At 64.1% G+C, this 26,212-nt stretch carries 21 protein-coding genes; 7 read left to right on the top strand and 14 right to left on the bottom strand.

Annotated features, from left to right (window positions below; all coding sequences use genetic code 11):
* Positions 1-147: 147 nt before the first annotated feature.
* On the bottom strand, positions 148-1,386 hold the full coding sequence (locus IB263_RS27040) for an extracellular solute-binding protein (protein WP_060521806.1): 1,239 nt from the start codon (positions 1,384-1,386) through the stop codon (positions 148-150).
* 232 nt (positions 1,387-1,618) lie between these two features.
* Here IB263_RS27040 and IB263_RS27035 point away from each other — a divergent pair, with 232 nt between their 5' ends.
* Positions 1,619-2,848: an ROK family transcriptional regulator gene (locus IB263_RS27035; RefSeq protein ID WP_060521805.1), complete on the top strand. Its 1,230-nt coding sequence runs from the start codon at positions 1,619-1,621 to the stop codon at positions 2,846-2,848.
* A 17-nt stretch (positions 2,849-2,865) separates the two neighbouring features.
* Here IB263_RS27035 and IB263_RS27030 read toward each other — a convergent pair whose 3' ends face one another.
* Positions 2,866-3,786, bottom strand: a complete 921-nt coding sequence (locus tag IB263_RS27030) for a LysR substrate-binding domain-containing protein (RefSeq protein WP_060530235.1) — start codon at positions 3,784-3,786, stop codon at positions 2,866-2,868.
* Positions 3,787-3,907: 121 nt separating this feature from the next.
* Between IB263_RS27030 and IB263_RS27025 the strand changes: the two genes are divergently transcribed.
* Both IB263_RS27025 and IB263_RS27020 read left to right on the top strand, forming a co-directional pair.
* Positions 3,908-4,777: a pirin family protein gene (locus tag IB263_RS27025; RefSeq protein WP_060521803.1), complete on the top strand. Its 870-nt coding sequence runs from the start codon at positions 3,908-3,910 to the stop codon at positions 4,775-4,777.
* 165 nt (positions 4,778-4,942) lie between these two features.
* Positions 4,943-5,620: an isochorismatase family protein gene (locus tag IB263_RS27020; RefSeq protein ID WP_034799134.1), complete on the top strand. Its 678-nt coding sequence runs from the start codon at positions 4,943-4,945 to the stop codon at positions 5,618-5,620.
* Positions 5,621-5,689: 69 nt separating this feature from the next.
* On the opposite strand, the gene IB263_RS27015 is transcribed toward IB263_RS27020, so the two are convergent.
* The 10 genes from IB263_RS27015 to IB263_RS26970 form a co-directional block, all read right to left on the bottom strand.
* Positions 5,690-6,943, bottom strand: coding sequence for a Zn-dependent hydrolase (locus tag IB263_RS27015; protein WP_244495271.1), 1,254 nt, complete (start codon positions 6,941-6,943; stop codon positions 5,690-5,692).
* Positions 6,940-7,470 (bottom strand): L-2-amino-thiazoline-4-carboxylic acid hydrolase, encoded by a 531-nt coding sequence (locus IB263_RS27010; protein WP_034799136.1) that lies wholly within the window; start codon positions 7,468-7,470, stop codon positions 6,940-6,942. The genes IB263_RS27015 and IB263_RS27010 overlap by 4 nt, the downstream gene beginning before the upstream one ends.
* Before the next feature lie 204 nt (positions 7,471-7,674).
* Positions 7,675-10,173 carry a spermidine synthase gene (locus IB263_RS27005; protein ID WP_060521839.1) on the bottom strand — a complete coding sequence of 833 codons (2,499 nt, stop codon included), beginning with the start codon at positions 10,171-10,173 and terminating at the stop codon, positions 7,675-7,677.
* Positions 10,174-10,301: 128 nt separating this feature from the next.
* Complete coding sequence (locus IB263_RS27000; RefSeq protein ID WP_082566557.1) at positions 10,302-11,948, bottom strand: arylsulfatase; 1,647 nt, start codon at positions 11,946-11,948, stop codon at positions 10,302-10,304.
* Positions 11,949-12,083: 135 nt separating this feature from the next.
* The gene (locus tag IB263_RS26995) at positions 12,084-13,472 is read right to left on the bottom strand and encodes a BatD family protein (protein ID WP_060601595.1); all 1,389 of its coding nucleotides are present in this window, start codon (positions 13,470-13,472) and stop codon (positions 12,084-12,086) included.
* On the bottom strand, positions 13,469-15,040 hold the full coding sequence (locus IB263_RS26990; protein WP_060644290.1) for a VWA domain-containing protein: 1,572 nt from the start codon (positions 15,038-15,040) through the stop codon (positions 13,469-13,471). Before IB263_RS26990 ends, IB263_RS26995 begins: the two co-directional genes overlap by 4 nt.
* Complete coding sequence (locus IB263_RS26985; protein ID WP_034799141.1) at positions 15,037-16,041, bottom strand: VWA domain-containing protein; 1,005 nt, start codon at positions 16,039-16,041, stop codon at positions 15,037-15,039. Before IB263_RS26985 ends, IB263_RS26990 begins: the two co-directional genes overlap by 4 nt.
* Positions 16,028-16,555, bottom strand: a complete 528-nt coding sequence (locus tag IB263_RS26980) for a DUF4381 domain-containing protein (protein WP_060521799.1) — start codon at positions 16,553-16,555, stop codon at positions 16,028-16,030. Before IB263_RS26980 ends, IB263_RS26985 begins: the two co-directional genes overlap by 14 nt.
* A complete protein-coding gene (locus tag IB263_RS26975; protein WP_082566555.1) occupies positions 16,555-17,550 on the bottom strand; it encodes a DUF58 domain-containing protein in 996 nt (331 codons plus the stop codon). Before IB263_RS26975 ends, IB263_RS26980 begins: the two co-directional genes overlap by 1 nt.
* A 16-nt stretch (positions 17,551-17,566) precedes the next feature.
* Positions 17,567-18,538, bottom strand: coding sequence for a MoxR family ATPase (locus IB263_RS26970; protein ID WP_060521798.1), 972 nt, complete (start codon positions 18,536-18,538; stop codon positions 17,567-17,569).
* A 277-nt stretch (positions 18,539-18,815) separates the two neighbouring features.
* Here IB263_RS26970 and IB263_RS26965 point away from each other — a divergent pair, with 277 nt between their 5' ends.
* From IB263_RS26965 to IB263_RS26950, 4 genes are all read left to right on the top strand, one after another.
* Positions 18,816-19,781, top strand: coding sequence for a formylglycine-generating enzyme family protein (locus tag IB263_RS26965; protein WP_082566554.1), 966 nt, complete (start codon positions 18,816-18,818; stop codon positions 19,779-19,781).
* A gap of 77 nt (positions 19,782-19,858) precedes the next feature.
* On the top strand, positions 19,859-20,890 hold the full coding sequence (locus tag IB263_RS26960; protein ID WP_082584670.1) for an HAD family phosphatase: 1,032 nt from the start codon (positions 19,859-19,861) through the stop codon (positions 20,888-20,890).
* Positions 20,891-21,336: 446 nt separating this feature from the next.
* Positions 21,337-21,597: a hypothetical protein gene (locus IB263_RS26955; protein ID WP_060521795.1), complete on the top strand. Its 261-nt coding sequence runs from the start codon at positions 21,337-21,339 to the stop codon at positions 21,595-21,597.
* 233 nt (positions 21,598-21,830) lie between these two features.
* Positions 21,831-23,597, top strand: coding sequence for a tetratricopeptide repeat protein (locus IB263_RS26950; RefSeq protein WP_060601583.1), 1,767 nt, complete (start codon positions 21,831-21,833; stop codon positions 23,595-23,597).
* Positions 23,598-23,616: 19 nt separating this feature from the next.
* Here the strand turns inward: IB263_RS26950 and IB263_RS26945 are convergent, their stop codons facing one another.
* Together IB263_RS26945 and IB263_RS26940 are read right to left on the bottom strand one after the other, a co-directional pair.
* Positions 23,617-24,642 (bottom strand): NADP-dependent oxidoreductase, encoded by a 1,026-nt coding sequence (locus IB263_RS26945; RefSeq protein ID WP_034799157.1) that lies wholly within the window; start codon positions 24,640-24,642, stop codon positions 23,617-23,619.
* 170 nt (positions 24,643-24,812) lie between these two features.
* Positions 24,813-26,174: an O-acetylhomoserine aminocarboxypropyltransferase/cysteine synthase family protein gene (locus IB263_RS26940; protein ID WP_082566553.1), complete on the bottom strand. Its 1,362-nt coding sequence runs from the start codon at positions 26,172-26,174 to the stop codon at positions 24,813-24,815.
* Positions 26,175-26,212 lie beyond the last annotated feature (38 nt).

Below are 26,212 nucleotides of genomic sequence, written 5' to 3'. Positions count from 1 at the left end.
GAGCCCCGTCATGCTATCGTTTATTGCCCCGGACCGTAATCGACCCAAGCGAATGATGCGCCAAATCAAAGTGTTAAAGCGTTGCGGCGGCGCCGCCAATTCCCGCGGTCCCCGGGCGGTTTCCCGCCCGGGGCTTGGGAGGGCGGCTCAAAGGCCGCTGTTTTCGGCCGCCGTCTTCAGGGCGTCTTCGGCCGAGGCCTGGCCGAGAAGCGCTTCCTGGATCGCCTGTTGAAGGGCGGTCGAAAGTTCCTGGTACTTGGGGGTCGTCGGGCGCGGATACATGGCAGCGAGGCCAAGCTTGGCAGCACCGATCAGCTCTTCCTGGCCCTTGGTGACGCTGGCGTCCTCATAGGAGGAGGCCCAGATCGGCAGGCTGAGCTTGGCGTAGGCGTTCTGCGTCTGCTGCGAGGTCATGTAGACGATGTACTTCCAGGCATCGTCCGGGTTCTTGCTGGTCGAGGTGACGCCGAGGCCCATCGAGCCGTTGACGGCCGAGACTTCGCTCTTGCCGGCCACGCCCGGTGCCGGCACGACGCCGACCTTGCCCGCGACCTTGCTTTCCTTCGGATCGTTGGCGAGGTTGTACATGTAGGTCCAGTTGAGAGCGAAGGCGGCTTCGCCGTTCTGGAACACCTTGCGCACGTCCTCCTCCAGGAATTCCTTGGAGTTCGGGTTGGTCAGGCCCGAGGTGTAGCTCGTCACCATGTAGTTGAGCGCGTCGAGACCGCCGCCAGAGGTGAAGGCCGGCTTGCCGCCATCGATGAACTTGCCGCCATAGGCGCTGACAAGCGTGGTGTAGTCGCAGATCGCGGCTTCGGCCTGCGACCAGCTCCAGGCGATCGGGGTTGCGAGCAGACCCTTGTCCTTGATGACCTTGGCCTGTTCGGCAAGCTCGTCCCAGGTCTTCGGCGGTGCCTTGATGCCGGCCTTCTCCAGGATTTCCTTGTTGTAGAACAGGTACTTGGTGTCGAGGATCCAGGGCATGCCGTAGCGCTTGCCGTCATATTCGACCGTCGTCCAGGCGCCGGGCAGCACGCCGGACTTCATCTCGTCGGTGATGCGGTCGGTGACGTCGACGAGCACCTTGTTGGCGGCATATTCGGCCGGCCAGATCACGTCGAAGAGCACGACGTCGTAGCCGCCGCCGGAGCCCTGTGCCAGCACGGTCTTGTCGTGCAGGCCTTCATAGGGAACGAATTCGAGATTGACCTTCACATCCGGGTTGGCCTTGGTGAAGGCCTCGGTCATGGCGCGTACATCCGCCTCGCTATAGGCGGCCTGCGCCATGAACAGTGCGTTGAGCGTCGTTTCAGCATGCGCGTGGCCAGCGAATGAGACGCCGGCAAGGGTCGCGCAAAGCAGCGTCGTTCTTATGGATTTCAACATTCCTACCTCCCAATGACATAAGCGTTTCAGATTTCCCGGCATGCCTTATGCGGCACGCCGCATGCGAGAAGTCCGCTCTTCACAAAGCGGCTGTCGACATAACAATTGGAGCGCTCGCGGTCGGTCCTGCCGCCGCTGTCGTTCCCCCGAAGCTCTTTTCGGCTTCTATTAAGTCAATTGTCTTGACTTATTTTTTGTTCAATATTCTAACAGTGTCAAGAGGGGTTTTTGGATGAACGATATGCGCCTGATCCGGGCGAAGAGCGGCACCAATCAGGAGGGGACGAGCGCGCATAACCGCCGCGTCATGATCGACGCGTTGCGACTGAACGGCCAATTGTCCCGCGCGGAACTTGCCCGCGCGACGGCGCTGACGAAGCAGACCGTTTCCAACATCATCGAAGATCTGGAGCGCGACGGGCTGGTCGAGTCACTGCAAGCAGTGCGTAATGGCCGCGGGCAGCCTTCGACGCCCTACCGGCTGGTGCCGGAAGGCGCGTTCGCAATCGGGCTGCAGATCGACCGGCACGTGACGCGTACGATCGCGGTCGATCTCGTCGGCCGGGTGCTCGCCCGCGGCGAGGCCAACCTGCCGGCCGGCGGGCCGGCGACCGGGGTCAGGACCATCCTGGAGCTGATCGAAAAGACCCGCCGTGACCTGACGGCGCTTGCGCCGCATTCGGAGGATCGCCTGGTCGGGCTTGGCGCTGCCATGCCGGGTCCCTTCGGCGTGGAGGCCGATGCCGACGACCCCTGGATGATGGCCGCCTGGCAGAACTTTCCGTTGCTCGAAACGCTTGCGGCGGGCACCGGGCTCGATGTCGGCCTGCAGAACGACGCCGCTGCAGCCGCCACCGCCGAGCGTATGGTCGGGGCGGCGCATGGCGTCGATCATGCGATCTGCATTTACTTCGGCTATGGCCTCGGCGCAGGCCTGATCCTCAACGGCGAACTCTATCGCGGCGCGAACGGCAATGCCGGCGAGATCGGCATGATCCTCAGCTTGCCGCGCGGGGCCAGTTCCGACGAGCGCATGCCGCTCGAACACCGCGCCTCGATCGCTTCGCTGTGCAAGCTTCTGGACCTCGACCCCGCCGATCCGGACCTCTATGCACGCATCGATGCTGTGGCAGAGAGCCCGGACCAAAGGCTGCTGCGGTGGATCGATGCCGCTGCCTTTGAAATGCGCGCGGCTGTTCAGGCGCTGGAAACGATCTTCGACCCGCAGACGGTGATCCTCTGCGGTGGCCTTCCGCCGGGCCTTGCGCGCCTGTTGACCGACGCGATGATGCCGCTGCTTCCGTCGATAGCCGACCGGCGAGACCGTACACTTCCTCGGCTGCAGGTCGGCTTCACCGATCCTTGGGCGGTGGCGATCGGCGCTGCCGCCGAGCCGATCAGCCGGACCTTCGATCCGCGCTTTTCCGCGATCCTCAAGACCCGGGCTGGCGCCGCCATCTGACCGCCGGCTTTAGACGATCAGGTCCGGGGCTCGTCCAGACGGGCGAGTTCCGCAAACTCGGTGCCGAGAAAATCGAGCAGGGCGCGGACGGAGGGAAGCAGGCCGCGCCGCGACGGGAAGGCAGCATGAATGATGCCGGCCTTCGGCGCCCAATCGGGCAGCACGTCGACAAGCGTGCCGTCTTTCAGGTCCTGCCGCACGACCATGGTCGGCAGCTGGCAGATGCCGACGCCGTTGAGCGCGGCCAGCCGCAGGGCCACCATGTCTTCGGTTACGAGGCGTGGCCGATGTCGGACGATCGCGGTCGCGCCGTTGGGACCGTCGAGCCGCCAGTCGTGGCTTTGGCGGTCGGGGTTCCAGGCAAGGCTCGGCAGGCCGCCGAGATCCGCCGGTGCCGGCGGGTTGCTCAAACCGGCAAGCAGCCTGGGGCTGGCGACCAGCCTTTGTTTGCTCTCGGCGAACCGCTTGACGACGAGATCGCTTTCCTCGAGCGGCGGGAAGCGCACGCGGATGGCGACATCGATGCCTTCACGCAGAACGTCGACGCGGCGATTGGTGCTTTCGAGCACCACCTCGACCTTCGGGCATTCGGCCATGAAGCGCGCGATCATCTCGCCCACCTGGAAATAGACGACCGACGACGGGCAGCTGACATGAACCACGCCCTGCGGTTCGGAACGGGTGCGGTCGATCATTTCCTGCGCCGCCTCGGCCTCCACCAGCATGGCGACGCAGTGGCGGTAATATTCCCGTCCGATCTCGGTGATGACGAAGTGGCGCGTCGAGCGCTGCACCAGCCGCACCCCGAGGCGCTCTTCGAGAAGGCCGATGCGACGGCTCAGGCGCGAGCGCGGCATGTTCAGTTTCCGGGCCGCGGCAGCAAAGCCGTTCTGTTCGACGACGTCGACGAACAGCTTGAGATCGTTCAAATCCTGCATGGGCGTTTGTCCTGTTTTCAGGACACTGTAGACCGATAGGGCTGTCTAGCGCCAGATTTGGTGCAGGCATATCTTCCCTCCAACGCTCTCGCTGACATGGCGAGACCAAGGAGAAACAGCCATGAGAAAGATACTCGGCATCTTCGGGAATGCGCATCCGCATTGGGTTGGCGATGGCTTCCCGGTCCGTTCGCTGCTGGCGCGTGACCGCGCCGGCGATCATGTGAGCCCGTTCCTTCTGCTCGACTATGCTGGGCCGATGAATTTTGCCCCTGGTGTCACGCCGCGCGGCGTCGGTGTGCATCCGCACCGCGGCTTCGAGACGGTGACGATCGTCTACCAGGGCGAGGTCGACCATCGCGACTCCGCCGGCAATGGCGGCCATATCGGTCCGGGTGACGTGCAATGGATGACGGCTGCGGGTGGTATCCTGCATGAGGAGTTCCATTCGGAGCGCTTCACACGCGAAGGCGGCACGCTCGAAATGGTGCAGCTCTGGGTCAACCTGCCGGCCGCCCACAAGAGTGTCGATCCCGGCTACCAGACGCTGCTCGACCGCGACATTCCGACGGTCAGCCTGCCGGATGGTGCGGGATCGCTCAGGGTGATCGCCGGAAGCTACGCCGGAACGCAAGGGCCGGCGCGCACCTTCACGCCCGTCAACCTCTGGGACCTGCGCCTGAAGCAGCGAGGCTCGCTCAGCCTCGATCTGCCCGAGGGCCATTCGCTCGGACTGGCGGTCCTGCGCGGTAATGTGCTCGTCAACGGTAGCGATCTTGTCGGAGAGGCGCAATTCGTTCTCTTCGGCCGCGACGGTGGCGGCATTACGCTGGACGCCAATTCGGATGCGACGGCGCTCATCTTGACCGGCGAGCCGATCGACGAACCGGTCGCCATGTACGGCCCCTTCGTCATGAACACCGAACAGGAAATCAGGCAGGCGATGACGGACTTCCAGTCCGGTCGATTCGGCAAGATCGCGAGCGTTTAGCCGCGCGAGACCGCATCGCGAACACGGAATGAACCACGACTGAACAGGAGACCGGGCGGTACCGCCCCTCAATCCCAACGCCGAAGCGCATGCGCTTCGGGGAACCCGAACGCATGCCTGCTTCCCGAATGCAGCCATGCAATCAAGCCAGCAAGGAGCAAGACCATGACACCTGCAAACTTCAACGGACAGCGCCCGGTTATCGATCCCGATGATGCGGTGATGCTTTTGATCGACCACCAGAGCGGCCTGTTCCAGACCGTCAACGACATGCCGATGCCGAAGCTTCGGGCCCATGCGGCAGCGCTTGCCAGCATGGCGACGCTGACGAAAATGCCGGTCATCACCACGGCCTCCGTGCCGCAGGGCCCGAACGGCCCGTTGATCCCGGAAATCCATGCCAATGCCCCGCATGCCAAGTATGTCGCCCGCCGCGGCGAGATCAACGCCTGGGACAATCCGGACTTCGTCGCCGCCGTCAAGGAAACCGGCCGCAAGACCCTGATCATCGCCGGCACGATCACCAGCGTCTGCATGGCCTTCCCGGCGATCAGCGCCGTGCATGACGGCTACAAGGTCTTCGTGGTCGTCGACGCTTCGGGCACCTATTCGAAGATGGCTGAGGAGATCACCCTTGCCCGTGTCGTTCAGGCCGGCGTGGTGCCGATGGATACGGCAGCGGTCGCCTCCGAACTGCAGCGCACATGGCACCGCGACGACGCCCAGCAGTGGGCCGAGATCTACACCAAGATTTTCCCGGAATATCAGCTGCTGATCGAAAGCTACCTCAAGGCCCAGCAGGTCGAGAAGGATCAGGAACAGCTCGACTCGCAGCGCGGCTAAGGCCCGCGTCGGGCAAGAGAATGAAACACCCACGGCAGATATCCTGCCGTGGGTGTTTTGTCTTGATGATTAGCGGCGGTCGATTTCCAGAATGGTCTGGAACAGCACTTCTGCGCCGCGGGCGCATTCCTCGGGCGCGGTATATTCCGCCTCGTTGTGCGAGAGCCCGTCCTTGGATGGCACAAAGATCATGGCAGTCGGGGTGATTGTCGCGATATGGGCGGCATCATGCCCGGCGCCGGAGACCATGTCGGTCGCCGAATAGCCGAGCGCTTCCGTGCTGGCGCGCACGGCGTCGATGATTACGGGATCGAAAACGACAGGCGCCTTCGACCAGATGTGGTTCAAGGCGACACCTGGCCCAGTCTTGCGGACAGCCTCTTCAAGGGCCGCTTGCATCTGATTGAGCCCCGTCTCGGAAGGATGGCGCATGTCGATCTGGAGCCGAACGGAACCGGGCACGACATTGCGCGAATTCGGCCCCACCTCGACGAAGCCGACGGTGCCCACACCCGGCGGGTTTTGACGGGCGATGTCGCGGACGGCAAGGACGATCTCGGCCGCCGCAACAAGTGCATCGTCGCGCTGCGCCATCGGCGTGCTGCCCGCATGCGCCTCCGTGCCCGTGATAGTGACATCGAACCAGCGCAGCCCTTGGATGCCCGTGACGACACCGACCTCGGTCGCCGACGCTTCGAGCAGCGGCCCCTGCTCGATATGGAGCTCGACATAGGCGGCAAAGGAAGCTGGATCGATCTTGGCCTCGCCGCGATAGCCGATCGCATCGAGCGCCGCACCGACCGTGATACCTTCGCGGTCGGTGCGCGCCTGGGCGTCATCGAGCGCCAGCGCGCCGGCAAAGACGCCGGAGCCCAGCATTGCCGGCGAGAAGCGGGAGCCTTCCTCGTTCGTCCAGTTGACGACCACGAGCGGATGGCGAAGCCGGGTGGCGCCTTCCTTGAGGGTGCGCAGGATTTCGACACCGGCGAGCACGCCGAGGATGCCGTCGAAGCGGCCGCCCTGCGGCTGGGTATCGAGATGGCTGCCGACGGCGATCGCCGGCAGCGACATGTCCTCGCCGGCATAGGTCGCAAAGATGTTGCCGATGGGGTCAATCTCGACCGTGCAGCCGAGCGCGCGGCATTCCGCGACATACCAGTCGCGGACTTCACGATCCTCCTCGGTCAATGTCAGCCGCGTGACCCCGCCCTTGTCCGCAGCACCGAAGCGCGCGGTCGAGACGATGTCGGCCCACAGCCGGTCGCCGCTTGTCGCCGGCGTGTTGATGCGGCTGGTTTCGCTGCGCATGGCTTCGGCGCTCATTTCTGCTGCTCCGGCGCGTCCTTGTTGAGCCGATAGCGGAAATCGCAATGGGAGGCGCCCTGCATTACAGTCTGGGTGCGCTCCAGCGTGATGCGCGGGTCGTAGCCGGTGCAGAAGACGCCGTCGCGGTTGCAGGACAGCAGGTGTCCGATATGGCCGAGGCCCATCTCGCGATAGGTCTCGGCGTAGCGACAGCGCTTGACGTTGTAGTGGAATTCCTCGTCCGTCGCCTTGGTGACCTCGATGACCAGCGCGTCGTCCTGGGTCCAGAGATCCTGAAGTTCCTGGAAGGTGCGCAGGTTGGTGCCGCCGGGTGTCTTGGCGGCAAAGGTCCGGCCCGCCTCGATCGCGGCCTTGGTGATCGCCTTGTCGAGGATCGCCTGGGCGCGCTCCTCGCCGATCTCCTCGCGCATCGCCTCATAGATTGGCGCGATGATGCCGGCCTCGATGCGGCGGCGCGCGAGAATTCCGATCTCGCCATCCATCGCGACGCGCGAGTCGGCGTTTTGATTGTCCGTCTTTTCCATGCAATGCCTCCCTGTCTGCCTAAGGGCAGAAGAACAGGGGCAGTTTACTACGCTGTCGATGCTTCCGTGTTGCAAATCCGTACCGGAACGATCGAATGCTGTGCAAATATTTTGCGCCAATCTCCGACCGCGCAGGAATCATTCCCGCTTTTTGGGGAATATGCATAGCCGCGTGGTGTAGCGCCCGGAATCGGCGCTGTGCCGTCAGCGCTCGCTGCTTGAAACGAACCAGCGGTAATAGGGATTGGTCGGCTCTACGCGCATCAGCAATTCCATGTCGCGCGCCCACTCGTCGCGGTAGCCGGCATAGGCATTCAGCGAGGCCTGGTAGAACAGCATCAGCCGGTTGTGGGCATCCGTCACGGATTTGTCGAACGCCGGGTCCGCGCCGAGAAGCGGAGCCTTGCTGCGGAGGGCAACCAGGGCCGGCAGCGTGCGCTGCAACTCGTCGGGGCGAACCCAGCTTGCATATTCGATCCGCGGTTGGTCGTCGGTGACCGGCAGGGCCGAACCGGCATAGCGCTCCAACCCGGTGCGATCGGACATCCAGGTCGCGAGCAGGTCGGCCGGTCCGGAAATGCCGACGTCGCGAAGCGCTGCTGCAAGCGTCGGGTCGGCGAGCCGGGCGGCAATGCGGGAAGCGTCAAGCTCCTGCGGCTCGACGGAGCCAATGAGCAGCATCTCGTGCAGTTCGGTCGACCAGAGTGTCGCATGCGGGAAACTGTCGAGGAAGCTGCGCACGAGCGCGCGGGTGTCCTCGTCGTTCTGAGTGGCGATCGGCAGCCATTGGGCGACAAGCCCGTTCGGCGCGAGGCGCTCACGCGCCAGGCGATAGAAGTCGGACGAGTAGAGGTTGACCACGCTGGCGGCCGAGGGCGGCGGCGGTTCGAGCGTGATCAGATCGTAGCGGGATTGGCTCCGCATCAGTTCGCGCCGGCCGTCGGCTACGCGCACGTCGAGACGGCTATCGCCAGCCGCATTGAAGTTGCCGGCAAAGAGCGCCGAGGCGCGGGCGACCGAGGGCAGGAGTTCGGCGGCAACGCGCCGGTCGAGGCCGGGATAGGCGAGAAGCGACCCGGCGGTGATGCCGGTACCGAGACCGATGACCAGAGCCGATTTCGGTTCGCCCTTGTGGATGACGAGCGGCAGCAGCGCCTGCAGCCGCATGTAGCGCAGCGACGGCATGGCATCGCCGGTGTTGGAAACGCCCTGGATGTAAAGGCGGCGGAAACGGCGGTCGGGCTGCCCCTGTTCGATGACGGCGACGGTGGCGCCGAGACCCTCTTCATAGGAAACGATCGTGCCATTGCCGCGCGAAAGGTTGAGCAGGCTCGCCAGCCGATCCGACGGCACGATGACGGCGATCAACACGGTGAGGGTGCCGAGAGCCGGTGCGAGTAGCCGCCGGCCCATCCAGCCGCCCTGTCCGCGACTGACGGCGACGAGCCCGATTGCTGCTGCGGCAATGGCGAGGACGGAAAAACTTCTGACGATACCGAGAGACGGGATCAGCACAAAGCCGGTCAGAAGCGTGCCGAAAATGCCGCCGAGCGTGTTCAAGGCAAGAACCCGGCCGGTGTCGCGGCCGGCGTGTTCAGGGTCGACGGCGAGCCTGAGGGCGACCGGGAAGGCGGCGCCGAGGATCAGCGTCGGGATAAAGACGATCGTCAGCGCGGCAACCAGGAAGCGCGCGCACATGCCGGCAAAGATGCTACCGGTGACGTCGGCGACGGCGGCCTCAGCGCTGGTCTGCAGCGCCGTCAGCCAGGGGCCAAGCAGCGCAAGCTCGGCCAGCGCGACCAGGCCGGCGAGCGTGATCAACAAGCCGAAGGCGCCCCAGGGGTCGGACAGGCGCTCGCTCCGGCGCGCAAAAAGGGCGGCGCCGAGGGCAAGGCCAGAAAGATAGGTGGCAAGCACCACGGAAAAGGCGAAGGAGCGGGTGGAGATGAACTGCACGATCGCCTGCGACCAGGCCACTTCATAGCCAAGGGCGATACCGCCGGCGATGGCATAGAGGACAAGCGCCAGCCGCGAACCGTTAGCGCTACGCGTTTCCCCAGGGAGTGTCCCTTGAACAGGTTCCCGGGCGATAGGCACATTCAGGGAAAGCGCGATCGCTGCGGCGACAAGGCCGAGCCCTGCTGCCGCAAGCCCTGTCGCCTGAACGCCGAGGGTGGGAATAAGGACGAAAGAGACCGCCAGGCACCCGGCGATCGCGCCGAGCGTATTGGCGGCATAGAGCCTGCCGCCCTTTGCGGCGACGCTGCCTGCTGCGGCGTTTAGCGCCCGCAGCAGGACCGGCAGGGTGCCGCCCATCAGGAAGGCTGGCGTTGCCACGATCAGGACCAGCAGGGCCCAGGCGGCCATCGGGCTGGTGCCCTCAATCGCGACGAAGACCGGCGCGATTCTGGAAAGGATGAAGGTGACGCCGGCGCCGAGCATGGCGACCCCGGTTTCAAGCAGGGCATAGAGGCGGAGCGGCTGGCGGGAACGGTCGCCGGCACGGCCAAGGACAAAACTGCCGAGCGCAAGGCCGAGGAAGAAGGCGCTGACCCCGGTGCTGACCGCATAGACATCGACGCCGGTGACCAGCGAAAGCTGCTTGATCCAGAGAACCTGAAAGACCAGGGCGGCGGTGCCGGAGAGGAAGAGCATGAAGGCGGCGATTGCCGGCCGGAAGGCCTGAATCCGTTGCCCGGTCATCGGGCCTCCAGTCGTCTCGCCAAGAGCGATCGGTCGCATGGGCGGGCTGTTCTTCGTCGTCATCGCGTCATGCCATTGTTAGGAAAGGCAAGATAGAAAAGGCGGCGCTTCAGCGCCGCCTTCGCGCATTACTGGGCAGCCGGGGTCTTCGCCAGGATAGCATTGATCTTGGCATGCACGCCTTCTTCCACCTGGTCGACCGAGAAGCTGGCGGGCTTCTGGCTTGGCGGATACTCGATGAAGGTCTCCAGGAAGGTTGCGGCCTTCATGGTAGCAATCCCGACAAGATAGACATTCTTCGTTCTCCAGTCGTTGTACTGATCGGAGACGATATCGGCCCTCTCATAGGGGTCCATGCGCAGGTTGAACATCTTCGGCACGCGCAAGCAGACAAAGGGGTCCTGCCAGACGTCGAAGCCACCGGGCTTGCGCATCTCGCAGAAGACCGCCTTCCAGTTGTCAAAGCGCATGCCGACGAGCTTGGCATCGTCGTTGAAATAGTAGAACTCGTTGCGTGCGCCCTTCGGCTGCTCGCCAAGCAGGTAGGGAAGTTGGTTGTAGCCGTCGAGGTGCACCTTGAAGTCCTTGTCTCCGAGCTTGGTACCCTTCAACAGCCGATCCTTGATGTCGTTGTCGCCGGCTGCGGCAAGCAGCGTCGGGAACCAGTCGAGGCCGGAGACCATTTCGTTGGAAACACCCGGCTTGATCTTGCCCGGCCAGCGAATGATGGCGGGAACACGGAAGGCGCCTTCCCAGTTCGAGTCCTTTTCGCTGCGGAACGGTGTGGTTGCCGCGTCCGGCCAGGAGAACTGGTTGGGACCATTGTCGGTCGCGTAGATGACGATGGTGTTGTCGGCGATCTTCAGGTCGTCGATCGCCTTCAGGAGCTTGCCCACGTCATTGTCATGCTCGACCATGCCGTCGGCATAGTCGTTGCCCGGCATCCCACTCTGGCCCTTGTACTGATCGCGCACGTGGGTGAAGAGGTGCATGCGCGTGGTGTTCATCCAGGTGAAGAACGGTTTACCTTCCTTGACCTGCTTTTCCATGAAGCCGATGGCTGCCGACGTCGTCTCGTCGTCGATCGTTTCCATGCGCTTGGAGTTCAGTGCGCCTGTATCCTCAATCTTGCCATCGGCAAAAGAGTGCAGCACGCCGCGAGGTGTGGCCGCCTTGACGAAGGGATCATTGGGATCCTTCGGCCAGTATGGGCGCTCCGGTTCTTCTTCGGCATTGAGGTGATAGAGATTGCCGAAAAACTCATCGAAGCCGTGTGCCGTCGGCAGGAAGCGGTCCTGGTCGCCAAGGTGGTTCTTGCCGAACTGGCCGGTGGCGTAGCCGAGAGGCTTCAGCGCCTGCGCAATGGTCACGTCGCGGTCCTGGAGTCCGACCGGAGCGCCGGGCACGCCGACCTTGGACATGCCTGTGCGCAGCACTGACTGCCCGGTGATGAAGGTCGAGCGACCGGCTGTACAGCTATTCTCCGCATAGTAATCCGTGAACATCACGCCTTCTCTAGCGAGTCGGTCGATGTTCGGGGTCTTGTATCCGACAACGCCGAAGGAGTAGGCGCTGATATTGGTCTGGCCGATATCGTCGCCAAAGATGACGAGGATGTTGGGCCTGGCGGCATCCTGCGCGAAGGCCGGCAGCACGGAGGCGGAAATCGACGACATTAGCACGGCGCCGGCGAGCGCCAGCGCTTTCGGTTTCGCGGCATGCCCGATGGTACACGCGGCGAGCCGGCCAAGCCTGTTCTTCAGATCGATACTCATCTCATGTCTCCCTGAGGCAGCAAGCAAACACTCTCGGAATGCAGCCAAAGTTTCGGATTTACCGATGCAACTTCTACCGGCGGGCGTCCGCGGGTAAGTACGTAACAGTTACGAAGACCGGCGACGGCGGGTAAATCAAGTCCGGCTGACGGCTCCGAAGCGCCTTGGCGGCGCGGCCTCCAGACCGGGATTAAGATCGGGCAAGTCCGATGTCGGGCCGCCGCTATCAGCGGAGGTTTCGGCCAGCCAGCGCTGTCTCGCCACGTTCAGACCGCTGCGTAACCGCAGGAGATCTGGCCCGCCCTGATGGGAGCTGCTGCTGCCATAGCGGCTGCGGCGATAATCGGCAAAAGCGTTTGCCGTCGCCGGGTCGGCGAAGCTGTCGAGCCAGCGCGAGACCGGCGTGTTGCCAGTCCGGCGTGACCAATGGTCGACCGCCGTCTCCAGCCGCGTGGGGTCGTGATCCCGACAGGCGTCGAGCACGTGGCGAAATGCCGTGGCCTCGGATTGCGCCCTCTGCTCGAGCGCGGTTTCCAGCCAGGTTTCGAGGCGGCCGAACAGATTGGCGGCCAGCTGGATAAGCGCCGCGAGAGCGGCGATCGATGTCGCGATGCCGAGCCACCACAACCAGTCGAAAGGTTCCTCAGCGGGCGGCGGCGCAGGCGGGGCGAGTGCGGGCGCAGCCGCTGGGGCAGCGTTGACGCTGACGGTCACTCTGGCCGCCTCGGCCGTCTGCATCGATCCGCTCGCCGGGTCGAACCAGGGCAGGCTGATCGCTGGAAGCGCGTAGGTGCCGGGCTTTGCAAAGACGTAGGTTGCCACGTCCTTGCGCAGTCCCGCCGTGATATCCCCGCGTGACGTGCGCTCCTCCGAAAGCACCGGATCGTGCCGGTAAAGCTGCACGTCCGCGGGGGCGTCGAAGGTCGGTTCGGGGATCATCATCGGCGCCAGGCCGGCGGCGCGGATGGTGATGGTCCGCACCAGGGCATCGCCTGCCTTTAGCCCCGCGGGATCCCGGTCGAAAGACTGGGTGAGGGTGATTTCTCCGGCGGTGACGCCGGCCTCTCCACCTGCGCCTTGCGGAACGGCTTCGACCGTGAACTTGAGCGAAGGCAACGTCACCTGACCCTTGCTCATCTGGCCGGGTACGGCGGCATAGCCGAACGGAATGATGGCGGGCGGCAGCACGTAGTCGCCTGCCGCCTGTGGGTTGATCGCGTAGGTTTTGCGGATGCCTGAGAAGGCCTCGCCGTTGACGGTCTCGTTGAGGTTCATGCCGCGTTCGTCGGGCATGGTGACGACAGTGCCGGGAAGATCGAACAGAGGAAACTGCGGCGGCGAAAGGAAGTAGTTCGGCACGAAGACGTCGACGTCGACCTCGATCTGCTGGCCGGCATAAATCGGCGCCTTGGTCGTGAGCGTCGCGCGGGCAAAGGGATCGGCGGCGAAGGCCGTGCCTGCAAGCCAAAGCGACAGGCCGAGGAGCCAGATGATCAGCCGCGGCAGGGCGGCGAGGGCTGTCACGGGGCCGCCTCCTTTGCTTCGATCGCAAATTTTCGTGCCAGCAGTTCGGCCGGCGACACCTGGATGTTGCGCATCCACATGTCGGCCGTCTGCGGTCCGCCCTGAACGGTCGCTTCCGTTCCCTTCTTGCCCTTGTCGTCGAACTGGACCTGGTCCGGGTCAATGCCCGCCTGTTCCTGCTGTGCGTCCTGTTCCTGCTTGTCCTTGTCGGCCTTGCGCTTTTTGGCGATCTCGAGGTTCTTTTGGGCGTCGGTCCAGTCGGGGCGGCGCTTTAGCGCCTGCTCGTAGGCGGCGATCGCCTCCTCGGCCTTGTCGAGGTGCAGGAGGGCATTGCCCTGATTGTAGTAGCTTTCCGCCGTATCGCTCTCGGCAAAGGTGTCGATCGCATCCTGGAAACGGCCGGCGCGGTAGAGCGCTGCGCCGCGCCAGGCGGGATCCGCGAACGTTTCAGAGGCCCCCTGGAAATCGCCCTGTTCGAAGGCGCGACGGCCCTGCTGGTCCGGAGTGAGCCAGAGGTCGATAAAGCGATTGTCCGCCGCCTCCACCCGTTCGCTGCCCATGAGCGAAGTGGCCGCGAGCAGATAGACCGCCCAGCGTATGGTCCAGCCGCGTCGGAACCAGAAGAGGCCGAAGACGGCGATCGGAATCGTCAGCCACCAGCCGAGATCGTACCAGCGCGTCAGCCCTTCGGCCGTCTTCGCTGCAAAATTCGTCTGGATGCGCCTGATGATCCAGCTGACGTCGGCGTCGTCGGATGTGACCGACGCCACCTCGGCCTTGGATGCGGACTGCAGCGCCTTGAGGCCGTCGACATCGAGCTTCGCCCTGACATGCGCGCCGGTGGCGTCGGTCAGGAACCCGCCGTCCGCCGTCTTGACCGGACCGCCTTCTGCCGTGCCGATGCCGAGCACCATCAGCGAGTTGCGCCCCTGATACCCACCGAAGGCCGGGAAGGCGGAACGCTCGACGCCGTCGGTCATGAACAGGATGGTGCCAGGCACCGTTTCGTTGGCGAGCGCTTTTTCGACCTCCTGGAGGGCCTTGGCTGTGTCCTTACCCTCGACGGGCATGATCTGCGGCGACAGCGCGGCGAGGTAGGATTTGACCAGCGCGGCATCGTCGCTGAGCGGCAGCACCATGTGGGCGGAGCCGGCATAGGCGAACAAGGCGGTGCGCGAGCCTTTCCTCCTGTCGAGAATGTCCTGGACCTTCAATTTGGCGCGTTCGAGCCGCGTCGGCGAAACATCGGTCGCGTTCATCGTCGGGTTGAGGTCGATGGCGATTGCCAGAGGTGCGGTGTCCTCGACGAAGGGCGGCCGTTCACGCTGCCAGGTCGGGCCAGCGGCTGCGATCGCCGCAACGGCGATCAGTGCGGCGGTGACGTGCACCGGCTGGAAGCGCCGTTTCCCGCCCTTGTCGATCAGCAGGTGATCGAGCAGATGCGGTGCGATCATGTCCTGCCACTGCGAGCGGACATCGCCGCGCCGGGTGACGAGGTAGATCAGCAGCGGGACGGCGGCGAGCGCCAGCAGCCACAGCGGCCGCAGAAAGTGAAAATCGGCGATCATGGCGCTGCCTCCCGGCGCTGACGCCGGTCACCGAGCGAGGATAGGAGCCACATGACGGCGTGATAGGCGAGCACCAGCAGGAGTGCCGCACCCAGCGGATAGTAGAACAGCTCGATGCGCGGCCGCCAGGAGAGCGTCTTCTGGTTTGCCGGCGTCAACTGGTCGAGCAATTGGTAGATGTTCTGCAGACCGGCCTGATCCTGGCCGAAGAAGTAGCGCCCCTTCGTCGCTTCGGCGATCTGCTGGAGTGCCGCGGTGTCGAGCTTTTGCTCTCCTTGAGCATTGGGATCGCCGATGCCGACCGTGTGGATCACCACCTTTCGCTCGGCGGCGATGCCGGCGGCCTTGTCGGGCGGCATCTTGCTGGCGGTGTCGTTGCCGTCGGTCAAGAGGATCATCACCTTGTCCGGCGCGGTGCTGGCGTCGAACATTTTGATCGCCAGCCCGATCGCATCGCCGACGGCGGTGCGGGGACCGGCCATGCCCGGCAGGCTGTCGGCCAGCATCAGCTTGACGGTCTTGTGGTCGAGCGTGAACGGTACCAGCGGATAGGGCGCATCGCCAAAGGCGATCAGGCCCAACCGGTCATTGGGCCGCCGGTCGATGAAGTCGGCGACCACCGCGTGCACCGCTTCGGCGCGGGTCTGCAGGTTGCCGGCGGGATCGCGAAAGTCGCGCGTGTCCATCGACTGTGACAGATCGATCGCCAACATCAGGTCGCGCTGCGGTTCGACCTTTTCGATCGGCGGCTCGACATATTGCGGCCGCGCCAGCGCCAGCACGATCAGCGTCCAGCAGATGGGTGCGATCACCTTCTGGCCGAGATTGGTTCTCGGAACGACGGAGCCTTCGGTCGGACCGAGATTGGCCGCCGCGGTGATGTCCTTGAAGAACGGCACCCTGACGGCGGCCGACTGCTCGCGGTATGGCGGAAGCAGCCACCAGACAAGGAAGGGCAACGGCAGAAGGATCAGTGCCCAGGCGTGGTCAAGCACGTACATGATGCGCCTCGATCCAGTGCCGCGCTGCCGCGATGTAGGCCTTTGCCTCAGCCTCCGGAACCGCGGCGAGCGCCTGGCTGCCACGATACTCGGCTTCCTCGAAAAAACGCGCAGAGGCGATCGGAAAGACGGGGCCGCCGGAATGAGCGTCGAGATATTTGGTCCAGCCGGTGCCGTGCAGGCCGGCAATGGCTTCGCGTGGCCAGACCGAGAGCGCGGTCCGCTTCAAAAGGACAGGCAGGGCCGCGAGCGCCTCGCCACGCGATCCGGTGGCGGTCAATCCGGCTTCTATCTTTCTGAGGTCGGCGAGCGCCTCGCGGCGGTAGCTGTTGGCCTCCCAGCGCCGGTACCAGCGCCAGCAGGCAAAGGCCGCCATGAGGAGGACAATGCAGCCGAGCACCACCCATGCCGGGGTCTGGGGCATCATCGAGACAGGCTGCGGCAAGGCGATATCCGCGAGCTGCCGAAGGGCGGCGTCGAGTATCGGATCTTTCGCAGGTGCCGCTGTCGCCATCATCGCCTCCGCTGCCGGCTGGCGAGCTGGCCGAGCATGGTGCGCAGCTGCGGCGCCACCTCTTCCGCCGCAGAGATCGGCAGCATGGGCAGGCCGAGCTCCTCCTGCCAGGCGCGCAGCGCTCGCCCGCGCTTGCGGGCAAAGCTGTCGATCGCCTCGCGCACATTGCCGTGGCCGAACTGCACTTCGGCCTGAAGCAGCCCGCCGCTAAAGACGATATCGCCCTTGCGCGGCAGTTCGAGCAGGAAGGGATCGTAGATCAGAACGCAGATCACATCGTTGTGGGCCGAAAGCTTCAAAAGCATGTCGCGGGTTTCGAGGCTGTAGCCGTCGAAGTCGCTGACGACGATGATCAGGTGATCGTGCCGGGCGATGTTGGCGACGGTCGTCAGCACGACGTCGAGCTGCTCGGCTCCATGCGGCGCCTGCGAACCGGCCTGCAGTGCGGTATTGTGGCGAACGATGCTGTCGGCGAGCCGGATCACCGCTTCGCGGCTGCGGTATGGGCGCGTTTCGGTCACCTCCTCGTCGCCGAAGACGAAGCCGCCGACACGGTCGCCAAGGGCCAGCACGCGCCAGGCGGAGAGCGCTGCCACTTCCGCCGCGGCGACCGACTTCATCGCGCGGCGGCTGCCGAAGAACATGTTGATGCGCTGGTCGACGAGGATGAGGGCCGGCCGGTCCTTCTCTTCGTCATAAACGCGGACGACCGGCTTGCCGGTGCGCGCCGTCACGCGCCAGTCGATGGCGCGGATGTCGTCGCCGGGCAGGTAGTTGCGTAGTTCCTCGAAGGAAAGTCCGCGGCCGCGCATGCGTGATTCGTGACGGCCGGCAAGCAGGCGGCGCACCGGCGCCTTGCGCAGGAACGTCAGGTCGCGGGCCATGGCTTCGAGGCCGACAAGTGCGTCCACCGAGGTGTAGACGCCGGTGGTGTCGGCGGTGCGGGGCTTTATGATGCCGCGTGAGCGGGCGAGGGCCGGCAGGGATATGGCCATCGGCGAACCTCCATCCTCAGGCGACCGCGACGAGCTCGACGATGCGGTCGATCACCTGGTTGGCGGTGGTGCCGCCGGCATGCGCTTCGTAAGAGAGCACCAGGCGATGGCGAAAGACATCGTGCACGGTCGCCTGCACATCGTCGGGCGTGACGAAATCGCGGCCGTTCAACCAGGCGTGCGCCCGCGAAACCTTATCGAGGCCGATGACGCCGCGCGGGCTCACGCCGACCTGAAGCCACTTGGCCAGATCCTTGTCGACCTTGTCGGGATAACGTGTCGCCATCACCAGCGCGACGATGTAGTTCTCGATCGCTTCGGAAACGGTGATCGCCGATATTTCCTTGCGTGCGGCAAAGACCGCGTCCTGGGCAAGCTTCTCCGTCGCATGATTGTTGGACTTGGCGTTGGTTTCCTCCGAGCGCACGAGCCGCATGATGTCTGCCTCTGAGGCTGCGTCCGGATAATCCACCTGGATGTGCATGAGGAAGCGATCCAGTTGCGCTTCGGGAAGCGGATAGGTGCCTTCCTGCTCGATCGGGTTCTGGGTCGCCATGACCAAAAAGAGATCGGGCAGCACATGGCTCTTGCCGCCGATCGTGACCTGGCGTTCCTCCATCGCCTCGAGCAGCGCCGATTGCACCTTGGCCGGCGCCCGGTTCACCTCGTCGGCGAGGATGAGATTGGCGAAGATCGGCCCTTCCTGGAACTGGAACGCGCCCTTGCCGCCCTCGGAAAAATAGATCTCGGACCCCGTGATGTCGGCGGGCAAGAGGTCGGGTGTGAACTGGATGCGCGAAAGCTCCGCATCGAGGTTTTTGGCCATGCTCTTGATCGCTCGGGTTTTCGCAAGTCCGGGCAGGCCCTCGACCAGCAGATGGCCGTTGCTGAGCAGCCCCAGCAGCAAGCGCTCGATCATGCCCTCCTGGCCGATGATCGCTTCGCCGATGCGCTTGCCGAGTTGTTGGATATCGTCGCGTGCACCCATGAAGTCCTGCTCCCTTGCCCCGCCGGCAACATCAGTCGTCATGAACTTTCGCGAGAGCTTATTGTTAAATCAGGCCAATTGGAAAGAACGTAACAGTAACGAAGGCCTGAGCGGCGATGGCGGATACCTCTTGTGGCACGCGGCCTGCGCCCCGAGGGCTTTGGGCGATTGCGTAACGGTTACGTACTTTGGGCAGCGGTCATTTGGCGCTAACGTGTGCAGACCGTCCGCGCGCGTGCTAGCCGACGGTGCCAAGGGAGATCAGAGCCACATGCAAATGTCCCCGAAAATGCCCCTTGTCGACGAAACGCCGGCGGCGATCAGCGCCCGCGAGCAAATCTGGATCGAGGGCGGGACCTTTCTCATGGGTTCGGACAAGCACTATCCGGAGGAAGCGCCGGCCCATCCGGTGAAAGTTGACGGCTTCTGGATCGACGTCACGCCCGTTACCAACCGGCAGTTCGCCGCCTTCGTCGAGGCGACCGGCTACGTGACCGAGGCGGAGAAGACGCCCGATCCGAAGGACTATCCGGGCGCGCTTCCGGAAATGATGCGGGCGGGTTCAGTGATCTTCGACCCGCCGAAGCGGGTGACCAGCAACAGTCCGTCGCAATGGTGGAACTTCAAGTTCGGCGCCGACTGGCGGCGGCCCTATGGGCGGCAGAGCAACATCCGCGGCAAACTCGACCATCCGGTGGTGCAGGTCTCCTACCTCGACGCCAAGGCCTATGCCGCCTGGGCGGGAAAGGACCTGCCGACGGAGGCCGAATGGGAGTTCGCCGCGAAAGGCGGGCTCGAAGGCGCGGAATTTGCCTGGGGGGACGAACTGGTGCCCGAGGGACGTTTCATGGCAAACACCTGGCACGGCATATTTCCGACGGAAAACCTGAAGCCCGACGGCTTCGAGCGGACCTCGCCGGTCGCGAGCTTTCCCGCCAATGGCTACGGCCTCTACGACATGATCGGCAATACCTGGGAATGGACCAGCGACTACTGGTCCACCCGCCACCCTGCGCCGGCGCAAAAGAGCTGCTGCATACCCGCCAATCCGCGGGGCGGGGACCGGGAAGCGAGTTTCGATCCGCGGCAGCCGACGATCCATATCGCCCGTCGCGTCGTGAAAGGCGGATCCCATCTCTGCGCGCCTAACTATTGCCGTCGGTATCGTCCGGCGGCGCGTCACGCGCACGAGGAAAACGCGGCGACGACCCATATTGGGTTCCGTTGCATTCGGCGGCCCTGATCCGGCCGGAGGACTTGAAAACCGTTCCGCCAGGAGGATGGATGATGACGGCAACAGCGATGCGTCTGGGGTTCGTGATGGACGAAAGGGCTTGCAAACCGCGGCGTCGCGCAAGGCTCGCTGGCCTGCTGCTCGCGTTCGTTGCGGCCTTCGCCTCACCTGTTGCCCTTGTGGCGGCCGATGCGCCGGCCGACATTCTGCCTTCGTGGAACGATGGCGAGGCGAAAACCGAGATCGTCGATTTCGTCACACGGGTCACCAGCGAGGGCAGCGCCGATTTCGTGTCGCCGGCAGAGCGGATCGCCGTCTTCGACAATGACGGCACGCTGTGGACCGAGCAGCCGAACTATTTCCAGGGCATGTTCGCCATCGACCGCGTCAAGGCGATGGCGCCCGAGCACCCCGAATGGAAGGACAAGGAGCCTTTCGCATCGCTGCTGAAGGGGGACATGGCAGGCGTTGCCGCCGCCGGCGAAAAAGGCATCGTCGAGTTGGTCATGGCGACCCATGCCGGCATGACGACGGACGCGTTCACGAAAACGGTCACGGATTGGTTTGCAACCGCCCGGCATCCGCGCTTCGATCGCCCCTATAACGAGGTCACCTTTCTGCCGATGCGCGAGTTGCTCGATTATCTCAGGGCAAACGGCTTCAAGACCTATATCGTCTCGGGCGGCGGCATCGAATTCATGCGGCCGATGACCGAACAGATGTATGGGATCCCACCCGAGCAGGTGGTCGGCAGCAGCATCACGACGAAGTACGAACTCGACGGCGACGCGCCGGTGCTGATGCGGGAGCCCAAGATCGACTTCATCGACGACGGTGCCGGCAAGCCGGTCGGGATCAACACCTTTATCGGTCGCCGCCCGATCTTCGCCGCCGGTAATTCCGATGGCGACTATGAGATGCTGCGTTGGGTAACGGCGGGCTCCGGCCCGCGTTTCGGCATGATCGTGCACCATACGGACGGGGAGCGCGAATGGGCCTATGATCGGCAATCCCCTGTCGGCAAGCTGGACAAGGCGATGACCGAGGCCGAGCAGCGAAACTGGCTTCTGGTCGATATGAAGAACGACTGGCGCAAGATCTACGCCTTCGAAAAATAGGTGGCTGCACGGCTGGCGCCGTGCGCCTCAGCTATCGATGTCGGGGCGAGGGCCGAGTGCCAAGTGCGACTTTAGCGCGGGGCCGTGGTCGACTATCGTCGCGCGGACGATGGTGCTCTTGCTCGTCTTTCCCGCCGCGGAACATCTCTCAACATCGATCGCGATATCGCGTGTGCCGCCTGTGCGGCTGCTGACGGCCGGAATCATGGGATTCCAGGCGAAGATTGCCAAGGCGCCGGCAATCCGGGCCAATGTTACTGTTACGTACTTCCGAAAATCGGCGTTCGTGCCACTTTTCGCTCAGGGGAGAGGTAAGCGAGGGCCGGATTGGCCACAAGCACCGACCGGCGAGCCGGCCCCCGCCCGCAACGGTGTCTGGTCGTCGCTGACACCTTGGGGAATGCAAAGGCATGAGCATCGATTGTCGTTCAAACGGATGGTAACCCATGCCCAGCGCAGCCTCTCAACGGGGACTACTGAAGCTTATGCTCAGGCTGCCGGCTCTGCGCGGCCAGTTGCAATTGCTCTGTGCCAAGAACCAGTCCCTGGCAAGCCTCTGCGAAGCCTATGAGGAAGCGAGCTCTATGCTTGACCGGCAAAGGCGTCTCGCCCCTCTGGATCATCCGATGATCTCGGAGTATGAATTGATCTGTCGCGAGATCGAAGAAGAGGTCATTTCCGTCTGTATCGCCGATACGGGGACGTGAGCGTAGTCCGTTGTGATTAACAAATAGCTCGCTTGAGCTTGTCAGAGCGACGAAAACCCCACAAGAATTCTATGGGAATGATCGAGCGTTCCTGTTCCAACTTAAAATGATTCAATTCTTCGATGAAAATATTTTGTGACGGTGCGATATTCTTCTTTCCGCCACGGAAGCTCTCGTCTAGAGTTCGCCTCGCGTTGCACTCTCTTTGGGGTTGTGGCAGTTGGGAGCGCATCATGGAAGCCAGCAGAAATGCGGGTCATACGAACTGCATTGCCGTTGCAGAATGCGAGGCGCGAGCCGCCCTTGAGCGCATTCTTGCCGACAGCCAGTTTCACGCGACCGAGCGTCATCGCAAGCTGTTGCGGTACCTGGTTGACGAGTTTTTCGCTGGCCGTTCGGGCCAGGTGAAAGCCTACACGATCGCCATTGACGTCTTCGGACGGCCCGCCTCCTTCGATCCTGCGACCGATCCGATCGTGCGTGTGGAAGCGTCGCGCCTGCGCGCGGCCCTGGCGCAGTATTACGAGGCGCTCGGCGAAAGAGCGGAGCTTCGCATCGAGCTGCCGAAAGGCAATTACGTTCCGCAATTCGTGATCAGCGGTGAGCCTTTGAGAGGGGTGCTCGAGAGCACGACGCCGGTTGCTGAGGCGGCAGCCGAGCAGCCCATCGAGCTCGCGATTGCGCCTGCCGTTCTTGCCCGCAAATGGCGCCCGCTTGCGGGCTTCGCGGCACTTGGAGCCGGCGTGGCGGTCATGGCCGGGGCCTTCTACGTGTCCGTTGCCGACCACCTTCCCTGGCAGCCGGTTTTCTCGGCCAAGCCGACGATCGTCGTTGACGTGCCGACGCGGCTCGGGGCTGACGACGAGGTGCAGAAGAAGGCGGGAGACTATCTGGTCCACGCACTCTCGCAGTTTTCCGCCGTCCGCACTCTTGCGCCGGTCTCGCCCGCGGGTGTCGACGTGGCGTCGATAACCGGGTGGGTTTCGTCCGCGCCGCCGGTCAAGCTGCAGGGCAGCAAGGAGTACAGGCTTTCCATCGCCTACAGCACCGACGAGCGCCGGCATGAGGTCTCCTGGCAGGTGATCGATGTGCAAAGCAACGAGGCGCTGAGGTCCGGCAGCTCTAAGGTGGCGCTCGATAGCGGCGATGCGCAGGAAATACAGGAAAAGCTGCTTTCTCGTCTGGCCCTTTCGCTTGCCGGCGAAGAGGGCGTCATTGTCAGTCTGGAGGCTGCGCGGCAACTGGTGACGCCGTCGATCGGCTTCGGCTGCGTGCTTCAGGCGGATGTGGCACTGGCGCGGATCGACCCTGAGGGACTGGTTTCGGCCCACGGCTGCCTTGAAAAATCCGTCGCCTACCAGGCCGCCGACGCCGATGTTTTGGCGAGCTTGGCGATGGTGTTGGTGGCAACCGGTGAAGCGAGCGCCGCGCCGACGGTGGCTGAGCGTGCGCTGAAGCTCGCCGACAAGGCCGTTGCGCTGGCACCGCAATCGAGCCAGAGCTACGTCGCCCAGATGCAAGCGCGCTTTGCAGCCGGCGACAGGGAAGCGGCGTTCATTTCCGGTCGGCGCGCGGCGGCACTCAATCCGCTCGACGACGCCATTCCGGCACGGCTAGGCCTGCTGCTTTTCGTCAGCGGCGCCTATTCGCAAGGGGTGAATCTGGCCCGTGTGGCGGATGCCGGCAGCGAGTATCTTCACCACGATGCCGCGCTGACCCTGGCGCTGGAAGACTACCGCAGCGGGCGCTACCGCGAAGCGCTGAGGCGCGCACGCGAGCTTGCCAATCCGGCGGACATGGCGGTCAATCTCCTGCGCGTGGCAGCGGCAGGCCAACTCGGCCTGACGCGGGAAGCGACCAGCGCCTTGGACGGATTGCGCCTGAACGAAACGCGCGCGTCGCAGCCGTACGATACGGAACTGGTCGCTCGCGGCTACGCGCCGGACCTGATCGCGTTGCTTGATGACGGTCTCGCCAAGGCCGGCTTCGCCCAGCAGTAACGCCGGGCCCGAGCCCCTTTTAGTTTTCGGCGGCGACCCGGATCACCAGCTTGCCGAAATTGCGGCCGTCCAGCAGACCGATGAAGGCTTCCGGCGCATTCTCGAGCCCGTCGACGATGTCTTCGCGGTAGCGGACTTCGCCGCTTTTGATCCAGCCGGCCATCTCCTGATAGAAGAGCGGCCTCTGATCGGCAAACTCGCGCTGGATGAAACCCCGGATGAGCAGGCTCCGGCTGAGCACTTCGCGCATGACGCCGGGCAACCGGTCGCTCCCGGCTTGCGCGCCTGCGGGCTGGTTGTAGTGCGCAATCAGGCCGCAGACGGGCACGCGAGCGAAGTCGTTCAACAGCGGGAACACCGCATCCCAGACATGACCGCCGACATTCTCGAAATAGACGTCGATGCCTTTGGGGCAGGCGGCGGCGAGCTGTTCGGCGAAATCAGGCGCGCGGTGATCGATCACCGCGTCGAAGCCGAGCGTGTCGCGAACGAAGGCGCATTTGTCCGCCCCGCCGGCAATCCCGACTGCGCGCGCACCCTTGATGCGGGCAATCTGCCCGACCGCCGAGCCGACGGCGCCGCTTGCAGCCGCCACGACGACCGTTTCGCCCGGCAGCGGTTTGCCGATCGTCAGCAGCCCCGCATAGGCGGTGAAACCGGGCATGCCGAGAATGCCGAGTGCCGTCGAAAGAGGTGCGGCCGCCGGATCGAGCTTGCGCAAGTCAGTACCACGCGACAGCGCATAGCTTTGCCAGCCGGAGTGGGAAAGAACGAAATCGCCGTCGCTGAAATCCGGGTGACGCGAGCGGAGGACGCGGGCGACCGTGCCGCCCTCCATGACAGCACCGATCTCCACCGGCTTGGCATAGGAGCGGCCGGCATTCATGCGGCCGCGCATATAGGGGTCGAGCGAAAGGTAGAGGATCTTCAGGAGAACCTCGCCTTCCGCCGGCTCCGGGATAGCCGTTTCGACGACGCGGAAATCGCTCGGCACCGGTTTTTCGGATGGCCGCGCGGCAAGCAGGACCTGGGTATTCTTGCTCATAGTCTTTTCCTCCTGTGCGTGTCCCGATGCCCCGCGACGGCTGACGCGCGACGAGAAGCTCTTTTCGCATGAAACGAAACAACGGCCTACAGACGTGTTTTGAGCCGCAAACGGCTCCGCGGGCTCGCCCCTGTGGACGAGCCCGCGGAAAATGCGAAAGCGTCTTACGCTCAGGCGGCGTCGATCGCTTGTCTGAGATCGCCGATGATGTCGTCCGGATGTTCGATGCCGATCGAAAGCCTGACATAGCCGGGCGTCACCCCGGTCTTTAGCTGGTCGATCTCCGACAGCTGCGAGTGCGTCGTCGTGGCGGGATGAATGGCCAGTGAGCGGGCGTCGCCGATATTGGCGACATGGTAGAGCAGTTTCAGCCCGTCGATGAAACGCCGTCCCGCCTCGCGACCGTCCTTCAGCTCGAAGCCCACGAGCGCGCCATAGTGGCCGTTCAGCAGATATTTCCCGCCGCGCGCTTTTGCCTCGCCATCCTGGAACTTCGGGAAGATCACCCGCGCCACCTTCGGGTGGGTGCGGAGGAACTCGGCCACCTTGATGGCATTCTCGTTGTGCTGCCGGATCCGGAGCGGCAGCGTTTCCAGACCCTGGATGAACTGGAATGCGTTTAGCGGGCTGATCGCGGCGCCGAGGTCGCGCAACAGCACCGCGCGGGCGCGCAGGATATAGGGATGAAACGCGATCGCGGCCGCTTTTTCGAGCCAAGTCTTGCCCTGGTAGCTCGGGTCAGGCTCGTGCAGGTTCGGATGGCGCGCCTCATGCTCGTGCCAGGGAAACTGGCCGCTGTCGATGATCGCGCCGCCGATCGAGGTACCGTGCCCGCCGATGTATTTTGTCGTCGAATAGACGACTACCGCAGCGCCGTGGTCGAAGGGCCGGATCGTCAGCGGGGCCGCCGTGTTGTCGACGACCAGCGGAATGCCGAAGCGCTTGCCGATCTCGGCGACCTCGGCGATCGGAAAGACCTCGAGCTTCGGATTCGGCAGGGACTCGGCATAATAGGCACGTGTCCGGTCGTCCGTCGCCCGGGCAAACGCCTCGGGATCAGCCGCATCGACGAAACGAACCTCGATGCCGAAACTTTTCAGGGTGGCGGCAAACAGCGCCCAGGTGCCGCCATAAAGGCCGGCGGCGCTGACGACGTTGTCGCCGGAGCGCGCAAGGTTCAGGAGCGCGAAGGCTGATGCCGCCTGGCCGGAGCCAAGTGCCAGCGCGGCTGCTCCCCCTTCGATCTCCGCCAGCCGCTGCTCAAACGCGTCTTGCGTCGGGTTGGAAACGCGGGTGTAGAGATGCCCCGGCGCCTCCAGCGCAAAGAGCTTGTCGGCGCCGTCGGTGCCGGGCAGTTGATAGGAGGTCGTCTGGTAGATCGGCACGGCGACGGCGCCGCTTGCCGGATCGAAGCGATAGCTGCCGCCGTGGAGCGCCAGCGTTTCGGGATGCAACCGCCCGCCGGCTTCGCGCAGGCCGTTCGGCGTCTTGATCTCGACTGCCGGTTCTTCCGGCTTCTGATGGATCGTCATGCCATTTCTCCTTGGCTCTCAGGTTGATCGGCGCTGTC

Source organism: Ensifer sp. ENS03 (assembly GCF_014852035.1).
In the GTDB taxonomy this organism is placed as follows: Bacteria; Pseudomonadota; Alphaproteobacteria; order Rhizobiales; family Rhizobiaceae; genus Ensifer; species Ensifer adhaerens.
The sequence above is the reverse complement of the archived record's forward strand: the minus strand, read 5'-3'. Positions and strand labels throughout refer to the sequence as shown.